Genomic DNA, 17,461 nt, shown 5'->3' with positions numbered 1-17,461 from the left:
CATGATGAAAAAGGCAGACAATAGGATATTTATCAAACCATTACCCATAACTCACCTTACCTACTAAAATGCTTAAGCTCAATAACCTTAACATCAGGGTAGTATTTGCAATCACGCTTTTGCTTATCCTGCTCGTCAACTGCGCAGTTATTTCTTTCACCACCCACTACTCCAAAGCGTACAGCGAGCAAATCAACACTTCCGGTCAAAATAGGATGCTATCACAACGAATCGCCTTATTCTTAAACCTATTGGTTCAAGGCGATGCGAGCGCTGCAAATCAGGCTGAAAAATCTATCCTGATGCATGAAAATAACCTCAAGCGCTTAGAGGAAGATTTAGTAAGCAGGGAAATTGATTTAAGCGCCCCACTTTGGCAGAATCTCGGCCGTGTAAAATACAGCTGGGCACCTTTCAGCAGAGCAGCACTAAGAATCCTTGAAGCCCCTTCAGCAAATACGGCAAAGGAAGACCTTGCTTATGTGAATGAACATGCGGGAGAAATGTTAAAGATCAATCATGCTCTGGTAATGACATATGTCGCCGAAGCCAAAAACATTGAGGATGCTATTGCCAACTTTTACCTGCTCTATTTTGCATTTCTGACAGCCGCATGCATTGCATTCTGGTATTTCTTCCACACCAAAATATTTGGCGCAATAAATGAAATGAGTGTCCTTATTGGTAAAATTGCCAACGGGGCTTATCAAGAAAGGCTTCAGCTTACGGGGGGCGCTGAACTGAGAACGCTCGCTCAAAACATGAACAAACTGCTGAACAAAATTGAAGGTGCTAAAACTTATATTTCCGCTTTAGGGCAGGGAAATTATACCTACCAACACAATTTTAAGGAAGACGATGAGCTGTTTATTGCACTGAATGAAACAAGAAACATTCTACATGATGAAAAGAAAGCCTCACAGCAGAGGGAATGGGGAAATAAAGGCATGGCCATTTTTGCGGATATTCTTCGACAACAGGGCGTATCGCTGAATGAACTGTGTAAAAATATCATCAAACAATTAACGGACTATGTACAGTACTCGCAGGGAGCGATTTTCCTAAAGGACAAATCCACCGAAACCTTGATTATGGAGAGTTGCTATGCCTATCAGCGGGAGAAATTTCTGGAAAAAGAAATCCTGTTAGGTGAAGGACTGATTTCAGAAGTATATCTCGAAAACAAGCATTTGTACCTCACTGAGCTTCCGGAACAATACCTGATGATCAAAACTGGATTGGGTGAAACACAGGCACAGTCCGTACTGATGGTTCCACTGGCAAACGATCAAGAGGTGATTGGCGTCCTGGAACTTGCTGGCTTGAAAAAACTGGAAGACTTTGAAATTGACTTTATACTCAAAATCTGTGAAACGATTGGCACCACCATCCATACCAACAGAATGAATGAGCAGAATGTAAAATTGCTCCGCGAAGCAGAGGCCATGGCAGAACAGATGAGGTCTACGGAAGAAGAACTAAGACAGAACATGGAGGAACTTCAGGCAACCCAAGAAACAATTGTCAGGCAGCACAGTAAAAATAATCTAAACCGGCAAATAAAATGATCCGATCCTGCGGTATTCCTGAATAAAGTACACTAATAAAAGCGAACATCGTTGTACTTTAAACAGAAACTATCATGGGAAATTTAAAAAATATATTCGCGCTAACAGCATTCATGTTGTGTTCGATCTTCGCATTTGCAAATACTAAAGGCAAGAGCGAAGTATTTATCACCGAAAATGAAAAGCAGGTGGAGATTTACACCAACTCATTGAGGTTTATTGACGATATGGTAGTCGGGGAAGTGAAAGGAATGGGCTGGTTTGTAAGCCCTATAGAAGAAGTTGAACAAAAAAATCTCGATAAGGCGTGGGCTATCTACCTAAGAGAAGAAGAAAAAGCCTGGAATGGCGATCAGAATGCTCAAGAGTGGATGGATGAGCAAGCCAAAGCCCTCTCTATTTATTTATGGGATGAAGAAGATATTAAGTAATTCGGGCCATATCACTGGTAAATACTAAAAAGCACCTCTTACGAGGTGCTTTTTTTGGCAAAAAGAATTAAGTTTGTTATCAAAAAAATTCATAAAATAATGCGATACCTACTTATTCTATTAAGTTGTTGCTTAATAATAGCCTGTTCCTCTCCACAAAAGGCGAATAATCCTCAAAAGGAGCAATATGATGTGAAAGCACATTATGATAAATCAACCCACTATATCACCATGCGGGATGGGGTGAAGCTATTCACAACGGTCTATAGTCCAAAAGACAAAAGCCAGAAATACCCCATTATGATGTACAGGACCTGTTATTCGTCGGCGCCCTATGGCAAAGATAAATACAAGGGAAAATTAGGCCCATCAACAACCATGATGAAAGAAGGTTATATATTCGTTTATCAGGACGTTAGGGGTCGATATATGAGTGAAGGCACTTTTGATAACATGCGCCCAATCGTAGAACACACCGACTCCACCGCAACAGATGAATCTACTGATACATTTGACACCATCGACTGGTTGGTGAAAAATGTGGAAAATAATAATGGTAAAGTAGGACAATGGGGAATTTCCTATCCTGGTCACTACACCACCACTGGTGCAATCAGCAACCACCCTGCCCTCAAGGCATCAAGCCCTCAGGCCTGTATCGCCGATTTCTATTTCGATGACTTCCACCACCGTGGGGCTTATACACTTTCTTATTTCAGAGCAACTCCTGTGTTTGGTTACCAAAAAACTGACACTACCACTAAAGCCTGGTACGCGCCACATATGGTCGATTTAGGAACGCCTGACATGTATGACTTTTTCTTGAAAATGGGTCCGCTAAAAAATGCGAGTAAATACTATGGAAAAGATAATTTCTTCTGGCAACAACTTGTCGAGCACCCTGATTACGACGAATTCTGGCAAAGCAGAAATATCTTGCCGCACCTGAAAAACATCTCTGCCAACATGATGGTCGTTGGAGGTTTGTTCGATGCAGAAGATCTTTACGGCCCTATCCACACCTATAAAACGATCGAAAAAAATAACCCCAACACTTACAATACAATCGTGTTGGGACCATGGTCTCATGGCGACTGGTCAAGAAGAAAAGAGAACCAAATGGTGGGGAACCTTTCGTATGGTGCAGTCAATATTTATTATCAGGATTCTATTGAGGCGCCTTTCTTCCACCACTTTTTGAAAGAAGACGGTGGCAAAAACAGCGGACTGCCTGAGGCTTATGTTTATGACACAGGAAGTAAAGATTGGCATAAATTTCAGCAATGGCCCCCAAAAAATGCCCTGGAAAAAACGTTTTACCTGAAGCAAGGTGGTTGCCTGGACAGCGAACAGCCTAAATCAGCTAAAGGTTTCGATAGCTATATTTCTGATCCTGCTAAACCTGTTCCTTATTCTGAGCGCATGAAAGTTTCTTTCACGCCAAGAGAATATATGAGTGATGACCAACGATTTGCAAGCCGACGACCTGATGTAATGGTATATGAGACCCCTGTACTCACAGAAGATTTAACGATGGCAGGAGATTTACTCGCCAAACTCAAAGTATCAACCTCAGGTACTGACAGTGACTGGATCGTAAAATTAATTGACGTTTATCCAGACAGTACAAAAAATGACGAGTTTACACCTGAAAGAATCAAACTTGCTGGTTATCAGCAAATGGTTCGTTCGGAGATTATGCGTGGCAGATATCGTGAAAGCTTCTCCAAGCCTGTACCCTTTACCCCGAATAAAATCACAGCTATTGACTTACCTCTTCAGGATGTCATGCATACTTTCAAAAAGGGCCATAAGGTAATGATTCAGGTTCAAAGTTCCTGGTTCCCGCTATTTGACCTGAACCCTCAAAAGTTTGTTAAGAACATTTATAAGGCTGATGAGTCTGATTTCATCAAAGCAGAACAACATATTTACCACAATAAAAATCACGCTTCGTCGATCACCTTCAAAGCACTATAAATAAAAAAGGGAGCCCGCCATGGGTTCCCTTTTTTTTCAGTAAATAAAGCTGATATTCTCTTGACCTATTTGATATTTAAAGCAAAATTCCTCCTCAGGAAATTCCGCTAAATCAGATTCTTGAAACTCTGCGGTATGCAGGATTTTCTTTCCGCAATTGGGACATTGCACATGCTTGATAAATCGGAACTCTTCCCAAGCTTTACAACTGCTACAGTGGCAGGATTTCAGCTTCTCACCATTCTCCCGATACAGGGTTTTGGTCTTTAGGTCGTAAATCATTAATCTTTCTTTTGGCTTCTATTAAAATAACAAAATCCAAAGTAAATTGCTTCTACAAGCCCTTATTTTTCAGCATTATAACTAACATTTCATCCTATTTTCAATTTATTCTTAAACATTAATCAGGTTTGTTGACCAATAGATTGATACTCAGTTTTTCCTTCAGAACTGCTGGCTTAAATGGCTTTGTCATGAAGTCATTCATTCCGATAGAAAAGACCCGAGCTCGAACATCTGAAAGTGCATCGGCAGTCAGGGCAATTATAGGAGTTACCTGATCAAAAACCCGAATACAGATGGTCGCTTCGTAACCATCCATCACAGGCATACTCAGGTCCATGAAAATTAAATCATAATCATTTTCCTGCGCCATATCCACCGCAATGGCCCCATTTTCAGCAACATCAACCTTCGCTTTCCATTTATCCAGCAGGTGTTTTGCCACGCGAATATTCATCGGATTGTCATCTACCAATAGAATACGCACACCTTCAATCTGCTTTTCATCAAAAATCTCCTTGATCTTCTGATTTTCAAAATCCTTATCATCAACCCTATCCATTTTCAGGCAGAAATAAAAGGTGGAACCGACAGATTCTTCACTCTTCAGTTTAATCTCCCCACCCAGCAGTTCTATTAATTTGCGGGTAATGGTTAAGCCCAAGCCAGTACCCCCGTATTTTCGGGTCGTTTTATTATCGGCCTGAGAGAACGAGTCAAATATTTTTTCGAACTTTTCCTTAGAAATACCAATTCCAGTATCCTCAAACTCAAAGAGAATGTGATAACAAGTCTCCTCCTCGCTCAGCAAACTCATTTTCAATTTAATGCCGCCCTGGTCAGTGAACTTGATCGCATTCCCCAAAAGGTTATTAAAGATTTGAGATAACCTCGTCGGGTCACCCATCACGCGTTTTGGAAGATGAGGATCCATCTCTACCTTCGCATATATTCCCTTATCGGCAGCACGGAGATTCATCACCTGAATAACCTCTCGACCCAAATCATGTAAATCAAATCCGATATGCTCCAGCTCAATTTTCTTGGCTTCAATTTTATTAAAATCTAAAATATCATTGACCAACGACAACAGATTGTTTGCCGAAAAATTCAATGAATTCAGATAATCCAACTGATGAGGCTGAGGGTTTTCCTGAAGCAGGAAATTAGAAAAACCGATCACGGCATTTAATGGGGTTCGAATTTCATGACTCATGGTCGCTAAAAACTGCGTCTGTGCCTCATTCGCCTGTTCAGCAAATTTTTTCGCCTGCTGAAGTGCTATTTCCGAACGCTTAAGCTCTGAAATATCTGCACTTGAGCCCACGATACGCACCACATGCCCCTCTTTATTGGTAATTCCAATGGTTCGCATCAGAAGGTACACATCGCCGCCTTTGGCATGCGTAAATTGATGTATGGCTTCACATTTTGATAAATGACCATTTTTCAACTTCAAAATACTTCTGAAAAAACTAAAGCGATTTTTGAACGACAACAAATTTAGTTCCTCAGGGCTGGAAACACTGTTCCCCAACATTTCTATACCCAACATCAGCTTCAGGCGATCACTCAAGAACAGTCGGCCAGTATCGAGGTCCCAATCCCAAAAACCATCATTAGAGGCTGTCAATACCAATTCAAGCTGTTCACGGGAACGCGTGGAAGCATTCTCCGCTCGCATAAGATCAGTGATATCACTACCGTAACCAATCATATATTCCAGTTCGCCCTCCTTATCATAAACAGGTAACATCCGGCGTAAAATGGCTTCGCGAATACTTCGATCCTCATGATATTTGATGTCCTTGATCTCTGCCACCTGTCGGGAATTCTTTATCCTATTGAATAAGTCCCTCCGCGCATTGGCCATATCGTAAGGCGTATTTTTCAAATCACAATAGTCATAATCTGTTTTGCCGATGATCCACTCCCGAATTTGCCGATTTTTAATTGCCTGCGGATTAACGAACAGATATTCATGGCGCTTATTAAACACCACCAAATCCGACGGAATATGATTAAAGATATCTTCAAAGAAATTCCGTTGAACCACCAGGCTATTTTCCAGTTTTTTAAGCTCGGTAATATCATTGGCATAAACGGTAATCAGATGGGGGTGCGTGTGCCTGAAAAAAGACAAAGAATAGACTTTATCCTCGGTACGCACCTGAAACCGCACTTCGGTTGCCCCTTTAAGTATTTTTCGGATCGCTTGTTGCCAGCTGGTCACCACTTGCCCGCCACTAATCATTCCATAAAAAGTCAGTAAATGGTCTGAAGCGGGATTGGTGTACAGCAAAGTACACTGTTCGTCGATCACTAAAATTGGATTGGGGGAATTATCCATCAACTTGGACTGCTGAATAACCCTTTTCTGAGTTTCTGTTAATTGATATTTCTGATGCTGCAAACTTAAATTTGCCCCAATCAGTGCAATAACCATGTTTAAGCGATCGTCATCCAATAAATTAACCCCTTCGGTATTGAGCACGGTAATTCCCCCCGCTATTTGTGTATTGACATGAACAGGCAAAATGGCTGCATTGGGTAATTTAGAAGGCTTTTTACTGTTGGTCCAGATCATGTAATTAATCTCTGCTACCATATTTTCTTCAGAAATACAGTTATTGTCATAATAAAAGAATGACTCCAATCGAAAATAGGGCTGGGACAGTAAATGAATTCCGACCAACTGCAAATAAGGAAAGAGCTTCGGGAAACCCTCTGCAATATGCGTTGCCAGGGCTTCTTTATCTCCACACTTTTGCAGGCTTTCTATGAATTGACTAATTGGGTTCTGCATTAATTTTTATTGACCATCAAAAATATAAATACTTACAGGCAAGGTTTCGGGACAGATACCTTTAAAAAGAATTACGAAAGTATTTTGGGGGTACTTATGGCAAAAGATTTAATAATCATAAAAATAGCACATGATGATGTATTGACTTTAAATGAATCAGATAGGCATTGATCATGACCGATTCCCGTTTATCCATAAATCAGGAATTCGCCTCCTGCCCCCCTCACCGTTCCTTACACAATCGACTATTTTTTCTTCCGTACCAATGAAAAAACAACGGTCAAACGATGATGGAAATTTTTATAAATGGTGCAGGGGTTGCTGGTTTAGCCTTAAATAAACTGATACAAAAAAACAGTGCTACCCATCGTGCCATGATCTTTGAAAAAAACAGCCAGTTATCCACTAACGGCTTTGGTTTTGTGCTTATGCCCAATGGATATAGTGCTTTAAAGAAAATCGTGGGTGCTGATATCGTACGAGAAAACTTACACCCTTTGAAATATTACATGAACTATAATTTCGAGGGTAAATTACAAAGTAAAAATACACTGACGAATTGTTACGGCATCTACAGAAATCAGCTTTTAAATATGCTGATGGAAAAGGAGGCATCGATCAAATGGAATTCCTCCTTAGAAATCTCCGAACAGCATGAAGTAACCTGTAATGGTCAGGCTATAAATGCTGATTTGGTTATTGGTGCTGATGGTATCAATTCTCCGACACGGCGAAAGCTTTTCCCCAACCACCAGGCAAAGAATGACCGTTGCCATGAATTAGTAGGTTTTGCCAAGCTCCCGAAATTTATCGCTGCACAATATGATCACCAATTAACGAAATTTACGCACCAACAGGGCGGTTTATCCTTCGGATTAATGTCCTTGGGTGATCAAAATTTTATATGGTATATGCAATGGGATCAGCAAAAATATGGAGAACCTGCCGATCAGTTCGCCTCCTTCTTTGATGACTTGACTAAAGATTTCCGAATCCTCGATCAATTTCGATTGCACCTGAAGTTTGACCATGTCCACCATTGTATTAACAAAACGATAACCCCACTTGAGCAATATCACGCTGAGCATATTCTTTTAATGGGTGATGCGGCGCATCCTTTACCCACATTTTCAAGTCAAGGGATGAATACTGCCCTCGAGGATGCGGTTTTGGTCCATGAGCTAATTCATGCCGTTCCAAAGGCAAAAATAGGGCAACGATTTTATGAAATTCAGGGTATTAAAATAAAAAAGATCCTTAGTGAAAGTGCCACTTTAAGGAGTAATTTTCTCTACCCTGCCGAACGCATGCTCATGCCGCTCGCGCATAAAAAAGCAAGCTATGTTTGACCATCAAGACATTGATTTCAAATTTTTAAAAAAATACGCCTATAATTATCGTTGGGCTACCGTGCCCGAAACATGCATCCCATTAACGGCCGCAGATCCTGATTTCCCTTTTGCCACAGAAATCCAGTCCGAATTACAAAATTACCTCGCGCACGCCTACATGCCCTACGGTAGACCCGAGGGTGTTCCTGAGTTCCTACAGGCCCTCACAATGTGGGCCAAGAAAAGAGGAATGAATTACACGCCAGATCAGATTCTGCCGACCAACAGCGCAGCCGAAGGCTTGAATATGGTGATCAAAAAACTGATCTCACCTGGGGACGAAGTGATCTGCCCGGACCCTGTTGACTTTCTCTTTTTTGAAACCATCGCCAATGCAGGTGGCAAAGTGGTCACCTTTTCCGCTTTTGCTCCTCTGGATTATGAGGTCCTAGCATCGAAAGTGACCGCCAAAACGAAAGCCATCATGATTTGCCATCCGCATAATCCAATGGGGCAGCTCTATCAGAAGGCGGACCTCGAGTTAATCAGTAAATTTGCCGTGGATCATCAGCTTAAAATCATCAGTGATGAAATTTGGAGTGATATTATTTATGATGACCAAACCTTCACCCCATTTGCAAGCTTAAATGCTTCCACCAATGCCATTACCTATACTGTTTATGGCCTTTCAAAGGGATATGCCCTGGCAGGCTTCAGGATTGGTGTGGTATTTTGCCCTACTCCTGAAGATAAAACGGGCTTGATGGTCGTCGGCAACTACCATTCCACCATTGGTGGCTGTCCACCCATAGCGCAACTCGCCGGTCAATTTGCTTTGGAAAAAGCAACTGCATGGCAAAAGCGATTCGTTGAACACCTTCAAGAAATGCGCGATTTATGTTTTGACGCAATATCAGCAAATGATTATCTTGAAATTGAACATAAACCTGCCGCTACTTACCTATTGTTTCCGAAGATTATTAATACCAATAATCAAGAAAGTGCCTTGACGGAATTTCTGCTCGAAGAACACCAGCTCGCGGTAGTACCAGGCAACAGCCGTTTTTTTGGCGAAGGGGCACAGGGACACATTCGATTGTGTTATTCCACAAGTAAGGAAATTTTAACCCAAGCGATGGAGCGACTGAATGTCGGTATGGCCGCCTGGGCTAAGTTACACCGCTAACGCCTGTTTCTTAAACCCAAGGCACCCAAAAGCCCACGGCTTATTTCTCGAACAACAGTACGGCCCAGTTGCCTTACAAAGGTATTGTTCGACAGGGTTTCCATCATACTTTTCTCCTTCTTTGGTCGGGCTGATTGATCTTTAGGTGCTTCCGTTTTTGGGGACTCCTCAGATTCTTCAGCACCATCAATTTTTTTGATCAGCATTTCATAAGCACTTTCCCGATCAACAGGATCTTTATACTGACCATAAATTTCTGAAGTTTCCACAAGCTGATCAAGTTCCTGAGTGGTCAGCGTTCCCATTCTTGATTTTGGCGCATTCAGATAAGTTGCTACCGAAGCCGTCGGAATTCCTTTCTCATTTAGACAGGTAAACAACGCTTCACCAATACCCAGAGTAGTCAGCATGGTCTCTAAATCATAGTAGGGAGAGTCTGGGAAATTCTGCGCAACCAATCTAATGGCCTTCCTGTCTTTGGCGGTTACGGCGCGCATAGCGTGTTGAATACGCAAGCCCAGCTGTCCTAATATTTGATCTGGAACATCAGAAGGCACCTGCGTACAAAAAAACACACCCACCCCTTTGGAACGAATCAGTTTGACCACGATTTCCAACTGATCAATCAATGCTTTAGAAGCCTCACGAAACATCAGGTGTGCTTCATCAATAAAAATGGTGAGCTTTGGTTTTTCTGAGTCGCCTTGTTCTGGCAAATTGTCGTAAAGCTCCACCAATAAACTCAGCATAAAAGAAGAAAACAATGCTGGCTTATCCTGAATTTCCGTCAGTCGGACCACCGAAATAAAGGCTTCTCCCTTCTGATCCACCCGCATGAGGTCATCCACTTCAAAGGAAGGTTCGCCAAAAAATTCATTTGCTCCCTGCTGTTCCAGTGCGATAATTTTCCGCTGAATCGCCCCCACTGATGCGGATGAAATCCGACCATAATGTTCTTCAAATTCCTTTTTTCCTTCATTGGACAGGTATTGCAGGCCTTTCTTTAAATCTTTGAGGTCAATCAATGGCAAACCGTGATCATCAAAATACTTGAACAATACGGCCAACACGCCTTGCTGCGTGGCATTCAACTCCAAAGTTTTGCCCAATAAAATTGGCCCAAATTCTGTTACTGTAGCACGGAGCGGCACCCCATGATCCTCGGAGGTCAGGGTCAGTAATTCGACTGGAAATGGCTGAGGAGCATAAGGTTCCCCGATCAAAGTTTGCCGATGTGTAATATGGGTATTTTCCGTACCTTGAGCAGCCAGGCCACTTAAATCCCCTTTCAAATCCATTAATAACACTGGTACCCCCGCTTTTGAAAGACCTTCCGCAAGCACTTGTACCGTTTTGGTTTTTCCTGTTCCTGTCGCCCCCGCCACCAAACCATGACGATTGAGCGTTTTCAGGGGAACTTTGACGGTTGCCCCACTAATCGGTTTGCCATCAAAAATACCTGTTCCTAAAGTAAAGCTTGGGCCTGAAAAATCGAATTGTTTTTGCTGATCGGCGCTAAATTGTCCACTATCCATAAGATCTATTTTTTTCTACATAACAGCGCTTCAGGCGGGTGGTTATCAAACTGACCATTTTTTGGACGATTACCCGAAATACCTTCTAAATTAATTGACATTTAAACATCATTTATTTGAATCTATAAACACAACCACTAATTTTATGCTGAATTGACTTCTTTCAAGAAATAACCTGCATTTTGAGCGCAATTGGAGAGATTTTTACGGAACAGTTTTTATATCAGAATCATAAAAAAATTCACTTATATAAGACTGCTGTTACTTTGATGCTGACCTATTTGATTGGTATCTATTATAATGTACCCCACTCTGGCTGGGCCACCATTACTGTCGTGGTGCTTTTGTTACCTTACCCTCAGGTAGGCGATGTTGCACGTCGGAGCCTGCAGCGCTCTATGGGAACTGCAGTTGGGGCGATTTATGGCATTATCACCCTATTTCTTTTTCATGGCAATATTTGGCTCAATGCCCTGTTTTTCATTATTGCGGTGATTATTTTTTCTGAAAAACTGTTCAAAAAATTTGATTACGCCACCCTGACAGGTCTTTTGGCATTGACGATCGTTTTTGGCGCATCTCATAGTCTTGAATCAGGATTGTGGCGATGTGGACAGGTGATTATCGGCAGTATTATTTCCTATATAGCGGCATCGATCATGCCCATAAAAGCACAACGACGAATTCAGCTCGAGGCTTCAGACTGTATTGCCAAGATGAATGAAATTTATAAGACTTACTATACCCCTCACCGCAGTGAGCGCCCGAAAGATGCCTCCAAACAGTTCCGAAAACTGACCAAACATATCGTCGCTCAGCGTAAATCGAGCAGTTCGGCCATCAACGAAAGTAAATACCTGAAAGCGCAGGAAGAATCCCTTGATCAGTTTATTGTGGCTCAACGGCTAATGGCAGGAGCATTGGAGCTTTTGTGGCAAACGCAGTGGGCGTCAAAGCGGGGTTTTGAGTATATTAAGGAAATGAGTTCTATTGAAGAACAGCAGACTCAGTGGGAGCAGATTAGTGATGAGCTGGTGGCTGATTTACGCCAAAACAACCATTATCGGGTACATAATGATATTACTGTCAGCATGTCGGAAAGTCGGAAAGAACTCCATGAAATGTTTGTTGCCCATCCCGACGACACCCCCTTGAGCCCAGTGGCTTATGTGTGGCTTCACCGCCATTATGCTGTACAATTGATCCGCCTGCAGCAGCTTGCACATCAATTATTTGAGCCGCAAACAAAAGGCTGAGGAAATAACCCCAGCCTTCTTGCAATTTTTATCCTTTCAATCGATGCGGTGCGTCAATCAGTTCATTGTCTTTATCAGCAGACTGAATGGCATAATTAAAGCCTGGGCGAATGCTTGATGCGCCATATTCCCCATTGATATTGAGCGACAAAATACCGATCTGGAGGTACTCCATGTCCCGATGATTTTTATGTTTTTTGATGATCCGCTGAATAGCTTCGTCGGCGGCCTCCTGAGCAGAATAGCCATTGCGCATTAACTCCACCACAATCGTTGCTGCTGCAGTGCGGATTACCGCCTCGCCCAAACCTGTGGCAACGGCTCCACCTACTTCGCCATCAATAAATAAACCCCCACCAATAATCGGTGAGTCTCCTACCCTGCCGTGCATCTTCCAGGCAGCACCGGATGTAGTACAAGAACCCGCAATTTTCCCATGCTCATCAAGGGCGAGCATACCGATGGTATCATGATTTTCAATATTAATGACAGGCTCATATTTCGAGGCCTCTTTCCATTCTTCCCAATCTTTCTTCGCCTCATCGGTCAGCAAATTTTCATGCTTGAAGCCCTGATCTATGGCAAAACGATATGCGCCTTCACCGACGATCATTACGTGCGGCGTTTCCTCCATCACTTTCCGTGCAACACTGATCGGGTGTTTGATATGCTGAAGAAATGCCACAGAACCACATTCAGAACGGTGATCCATGATACAGGCATCCAATGTTACATTGCCATCGCGGTCTGGGTAACCACCATAACCCACAGAACGAACTTTGGGGTCTGCTTCGGGAATCCGTACCCCAAGTTCAACAGCATCGAGTGCAGTTCCTTTTTTTGACAGGATTCGCCAGGCTTCCGCATTGGCTGCAACACCATGGTTCCATGTACTGATAACCATTGGCTTTTTTACCCGTTGTGCCGATTTCTTTTTCCGTACCCCTTTGCCCATTGTCTCCATGGCAGAAAGGGAAAATAGACTACCAGCTACCGCAGCTTTTTTCAAAAATGATCTTCTTCCGTTTTTCATCGCATCCAAAAAATTAATATCAATAGCAATAATAACCGCTATCAGTATTAAAATGCATTATGAAATGGGTTACATTTTGGATACGCTTGAATTTCGAAATATTAAGCATAAAAAAACACCTGAAAGTTGCCCTCCAGGTGTTTGCTAAATTTTTAAATCTTACTGAGGTACTGTAGCTCTGAAAAGCAAACCTTCACCTTCAATAGTATAATCAATATTTGCGGAAACCATTCCTGTTTCTCCCTTCGAAAGGGTGTAAGAAGTTTGTGGTGTCGTTACCTTTACCGTTTGCCCTTCGAGCATCACAAGAATATCAAACGAATGGCCTTTTGGTGCCTGAAATTTTTGATCTGTACTGACCTCTACACGGCTAACCTCAAAATCGGGTGCTGGAGAAGTATAAACTTTTTCTGCAGCAGAGCGATCATCTCCTTTAAGAATATTTGGGATGGTCGCCTCAAACTTGGTATGTTTAAGTAGTTCTGGAACATCGATATGTTTAGGTGTTAAGCCACCACGCAAAACATTATCAGAGTTGGCCATCAATTCCATATTCACCCCTTCCAAATAAGCGTGAGGAACCCCTGCATCCTGAAAAACAGCATCCCCTTTATTCACTTTCACCACATTGAAAAAGTAAATAGAGAAGATTCCGCGGTCAAGCTGTTCGGCAATATTCTCCTGGCCTTCCACCGTTTTTGCCGCCCAGAAATCCGAGGAGGTTTTTTCCAGGTTCCCTTCCTGATAATCTTCAGAAATACGTGCCACCAAAGGAGCTAAAATTTGATCAACCTCTGCCTGTGGCAATTGCATGATATGGGCATACAACGCTTTATAATCACCCTCGCCGAAAATAGGCGCAAAAGCTTTAAATTCCTCTGTATTGTTCAATACCGCTTTCAATTCCTCGACAGGCTTAAACCCATGCAGCAAGTAAAATTCGGTAACCGCCACCATAATTTCAGGCTTATGGTTATCATCCTTATAGTTACGGTGAGGCGCATTGGCAGGAATTCCCTCCTGATTTTCACGGGCAAATCCTTTAACTGCCTCTTCTTTGGTGGGGTGTACCTGAATCGAAAGCATATCTTTCACATCCAGTACTTTGAATAAAAATGGCAGCTGATTGTCAAATCTTTTGGCAACGGCCTCTCCTAAATAAAAAGAGGGATTTTCAGCAATCAGTTCGTTCAATGCCAACGCTGGTTCCACATTTACCAAAGTGGCAGGTGCATTTTTATGTGCCCCCATCCAATATTCAGCGAATGGTTCATTGCTTTCATTTTGTGCTGCAATCAATTCAGGGATAAAGTTAAACCCACCCCAGGCGTAATGTTGAACTACGCCCTTAATTTTTGCCGCTTCTACTAAATTGGTCATCTGAATTTGCGTCGTTAATAAGTATCTCTAATACTTGTAGTTGAAAATTTTACTTGATCTTCTTTGGTTCTAAAAAGGATCGTATGTGGTGTATTGGGTAATAAATCAAAAAAGTTGTCGTTGAATGTCCCGTCAATGCTTCCGGCATCTACATATACATCCTTAGCCAAGACCTCACTTCGTAAAGTTACTTCGAATCCTTCAGAAACTTTCTTGACTTTCATCAGTACATTGGCTTTTGGCAAAGATAAATCCTTGACTTTAGTAAAGTAGTGCACTTTCTCAATGGTGCCGTGCGTGCCCGTATATACCATTTTCAGGAAGGTATCACGAGGGTTCATTCCTTTAGGTAGCTGAGCATCAACCGTTAAAATTTTGGTGCTTGTTTGCGCCCCAATTTTCACCGCTTTATCCTCGCTCTTTAATATCTTGCCTTTAAAATCTACCCAGTTTAACGTCAGTTTACCCTGATCTTTTTCCAGCAAGTCGGACACCAGGTAAATATCCAGCTGATCGCCTTTCGTTTCAGTAGAAATAATCTGAGGGGCAAAGGCGCGTTGCATGGTAAAATAAAAAGCTTTACGCTTACCGTAATAATCTATTGCCGACCATGATGCGGCAGGCCAAACATCATTCAATTGCCAAACCAGTGATCCCATACAGAAAGGCATATTTCTACGTTGTGCTTCCATGCCTATTTGCATGCCATGCCCTTGCAGTATCTGACTGACATAAACGAAATCGCTGAAGGAAGAAGGCACCTGGTAATCGCGTTGCATATATTCCTGTATTGTAATATTACCGATCGATGATTTCTGATGGGTATTCATTACTGGTGAATCCAGCTGCCAGTCTTTTTCTTCGGAAAATCGCTTGATACTTGACATGATCGGGAAGGACTGAAAACCAAACTCCGACATAAACCTCGGCACATACTCATTGAAAGATTCGAAAGGCTTCTTGCCCCACCAAACTCCCCAATAATGGTTATCACCGATAGCAAAATCTTTAATGTCGCCCCAGTTTGAAATCGGCGACGATGGGTAATAAAAACGACCTGCATCGTACTTGTCCACCATTTCAGGAAGTACTTCTTTGAAGAGCTTTTCATAATCCTTATAAAGCTTCACCGAATCTTCAGGCGTATAGCCAAACTCACTATGCCAACCCCAGTTGTCCCAACCGACTTGTACTTCATTGTTTCCACACCACAAAGCCAGCGAAGCATGATTACGGATACGCTTGATATTATAAGCCGCTTCCTCTTTTACATTTTGCAAGAAATCAGCATCGCCAGGGTAAATCGTACAGGCGAACATAAAATCCTGCCACACCAACAAGCCGAGTGAATCGCACAAATCATAGAACTGATCGTTTTCATAAATTCCGCCACCCCAAACACGAATCATATTGTTGTTGGCCTCTTTGGCGGCGGTTAACATATTGACATAATCCTGTTTTTGAACTCTCGGAAGAATATTATCCTGCGGAATATAATTCGTACCTTTCATGAATACAGGCTTGCCATTTACTTTTACAAAAAAGCTCTCTCCAAGAGAATCAGGCTCATTGACCACCTCAATCGTCCTGAAACCAATCTTCTCGGATTGGGTGTCCACCGTTTTCCCCAACATTTTAAACTTGGCAGTATATTCGTAAAGGTGCTGTTGCCCTAAACCATTCGGCCACCAAAGCACAGGGTTTTCCACTTTAAAATCAGTGGATAAATGATTTGTTCCTTTTTGTAATTTCTCACCAACACTTCCAACAAGCTGCCCCTGCTGATCATAAATTTCTATTTCACCAAACTCATGATCCACCGCATGAACTTCCACATCCACATGAACAGTTGCCGCTGATTCATCGGCATTCAGTTGTGGTTGAAAATGCAGATCGCGGATTTCTCCGTGGTTATAAGCACGCAAAGAAATAGGGCGGAAAATTCCCATGGTAACCAAACGCGGCCCCCAGTCCCAACCGTACTGATATGGCGCCTTACGGGTGAAAACACTCAGTTTTTCTTCTGCAGCATCATTGGAGGCCGGGTATTCATAGTTTAAAGCATCATGTTGTGCTTTCACTGCTTTCAATGGAGACTGAAAAGTAATTTCCAGCTTGTTCTCCCCTTTTTTCAGGTATTGCTTGACATCAGCCTGATGGCCTACAAACATGTTTTTTGAAGTAATGACCTGATGCCCATTCAGCACCACCGCCGCATAAGTGTCCAGACCTTCACAGGTTAGGGCAATTTGCTCAAAATCCATCCAATTATCCTCAAGATTGAAGGTGGTTTTATACACCCAATCCTGCTGTGAAACCCATTGCACAGAATCCTCATTGGTACCGTAAAAAGGGTCAGGGATGATGCCTGCATTAAGTAAATCGAGGTGAACTTCTGAAGGCACCTTGGAGGGGTAAGTGGCCTCTTTTCCCAATTGTTGCAGGGTCCAGTTTTGTGAAAGCAGCATTTTCATGCTTGAGGGCTTTTCAGGCTTTGAGCAAGACCAAAGGCCAAAACACAAAACAGTGTAAACAAGAAGATAAATGGATTTATTCATCAATATAGATTTACCGATCATAAAAAAAATACAATCAAATTTAGCCCCTTTAATGCTGAATCAAAAACCACTGAAACAGTATTTTTTAGCAAAGCAGAAAATAGAAAAAACTAAC

12 protein-coding genes are annotated in these 17,461 nt (G+C 42.2%); 6 read left to right on the top strand and 6 right to left on the bottom strand.

Annotated features, from left to right (window positions below; all coding sequences use genetic code 11):
• The first annotated feature begins 68 nt into the window (after positions 1 to 68).
• The 3 genes from AABK40_RS20450 to AABK40_RS20440 all read left to right on the top strand — a co-directional run bounded on the left by AABK40_RS20450 (position 69) and on the right by AABK40_RS20440 (position 3,979).
• A complete protein-coding gene (locus AABK40_RS20450) occupies positions 69 to 1,568 on the top strand; it encodes a GAF domain-containing protein (RefSeq protein ID WP_338398957.1) in 1,500 nt (499 codons plus the stop codon).
• A gap of 74 nt (positions 1,569 to 1,642) precedes the next feature.
• The gene (locus AABK40_RS20445; RefSeq protein ID WP_332920201.1) at positions 1,643 to 1,999 is read left to right on the top strand and encodes a hypothetical protein; all 357 of its coding nucleotides are present in this window, start codon (positions 1,643 to 1,645) and stop codon (positions 1,997 to 1,999) included.
• A gap of 99 nt (positions 2,000 to 2,098) precedes the next feature.
• Positions 2,099 to 3,979: a CocE/NonD family hydrolase gene (locus AABK40_RS20440; protein ID WP_338398956.1), complete on the top strand. Its 1,881-nt coding sequence runs from the start codon at positions 2,099 to 2,101 to the stop codon at positions 3,977 to 3,979.
• Between the two features lie 36 nt (positions 3,980 to 4,015).
• Here the strand turns inward: AABK40_RS20440 and AABK40_RS20435 are convergent, their stop codons facing one another.
• Both AABK40_RS20435 and AABK40_RS20430 read right to left on the bottom strand, forming a co-directional pair.
• Entirely contained in the window at positions 4,016 to 4,261 is a 246-nt protein-coding gene (locus AABK40_RS20435) for a hypothetical protein (protein WP_332920199.1), read from the bottom strand.
• 118 nt (positions 4,262 to 4,379) lie between these two features.
• The gene (locus AABK40_RS20430) at positions 4,380 to 7,067 is read right to left on the bottom strand and encodes an ATP-binding protein (protein ID WP_338398955.1); all 2,688 of its coding nucleotides are present in this window, start codon (positions 7,065 to 7,067) and stop codon (positions 4,380 to 4,382) included.
• 287 nt (positions 7,068 to 7,354) lie between these two features.
• Between AABK40_RS20430 and AABK40_RS20425 the strand changes: the two genes are divergently transcribed.
• Both AABK40_RS20425 and AABK40_RS20420 read left to right on the top strand, forming a co-directional pair.
• Positions 7,355 to 8,416, top strand: coding sequence for an FAD-dependent oxidoreductase (locus AABK40_RS20425; RefSeq protein ID WP_338398954.1), 1,062 nt, complete (start codon positions 7,355 to 7,357; stop codon positions 8,414 to 8,416).
• Positions 8,409 to 9,584 (top strand): pyridoxal phosphate-dependent aminotransferase, encoded by a 1,176-nt coding sequence (locus tag AABK40_RS20420; RefSeq protein ID WP_338398953.1) that lies wholly within the window; start codon positions 8,409 to 8,411, stop codon positions 9,582 to 9,584. The genes AABK40_RS20425 and AABK40_RS20420 overlap by 8 nt, the downstream gene beginning before the upstream one ends.
• Here the strand turns inward: AABK40_RS20420 and AABK40_RS20415 are convergent.
• Entirely contained in the window at positions 9,581 to 11,119 is a 1,539-nt protein-coding gene (locus AABK40_RS20415) for a helicase HerA-like domain-containing protein (protein ID WP_338398952.1), read from the bottom strand. The genes AABK40_RS20420 and AABK40_RS20415 overlap by 4 nt on opposite strands.
• A gap of 182 nt (positions 11,120 to 11,301) precedes the next feature.
• Here AABK40_RS20415 and AABK40_RS20410 point away from each other — a divergent pair, with 182 nt between their 5' ends.
• Positions 11,302 to 12,375: an FUSC family protein gene (locus AABK40_RS20410; RefSeq protein ID WP_338398951.1), complete on the top strand. Its 1,074-nt coding sequence runs from the start codon at positions 11,302 to 11,304 to the stop codon at positions 12,373 to 12,375.
• Between the two features lie 28 nt (positions 12,376 to 12,403).
• Here AABK40_RS20410 and AABK40_RS20405 read toward each other — a convergent pair whose 3' ends face one another.
• The 3 genes from AABK40_RS20405 to AABK40_RS20395 form a co-directional block, all read right to left on the bottom strand.
• Entirely contained in the window at positions 12,404 to 13,408 is a 1,005-nt protein-coding gene (locus AABK40_RS20405; protein ID WP_338398950.1) for an isoaspartyl peptidase/L-asparaginase family protein, read from the bottom strand.
• A gap of 159 nt (positions 13,409 to 13,567) precedes the next feature.
• Positions 13,568 to 14,788 (bottom strand): mannose-6-phosphate isomerase, class I, encoded by a 1,221-nt coding sequence (manA, locus tag AABK40_RS20400; RefSeq protein ID WP_332920192.1) that lies wholly within the window; start codon positions 14,786 to 14,788, stop codon positions 13,568 to 13,570.
• Between the two features lie 14 nt (positions 14,789 to 14,802).
• Complete coding sequence (locus AABK40_RS20395; RefSeq protein ID WP_338398949.1) at positions 14,803 to 17,262, bottom strand: beta-mannosidase; 2,460 nt, start codon at positions 17,260 to 17,262, stop codon at positions 14,803 to 14,805.
• Positions 17,263 to 17,461 lie beyond the last annotated feature (199 nt).

This window comes from Persicobacter psychrovividus (genome assembly GCF_036492425.1).
In the GTDB taxonomy this organism is placed as follows: Bacteria; Bacteroidota; Bacteroidia; order Cytophagales; family Cyclobacteriaceae; genus Persicobacter; species Persicobacter psychrovividus.
Note: the sequence above shows the minus strand (reverse complement) of the source record. Positions and strands in the feature narration are given on the sequence as shown.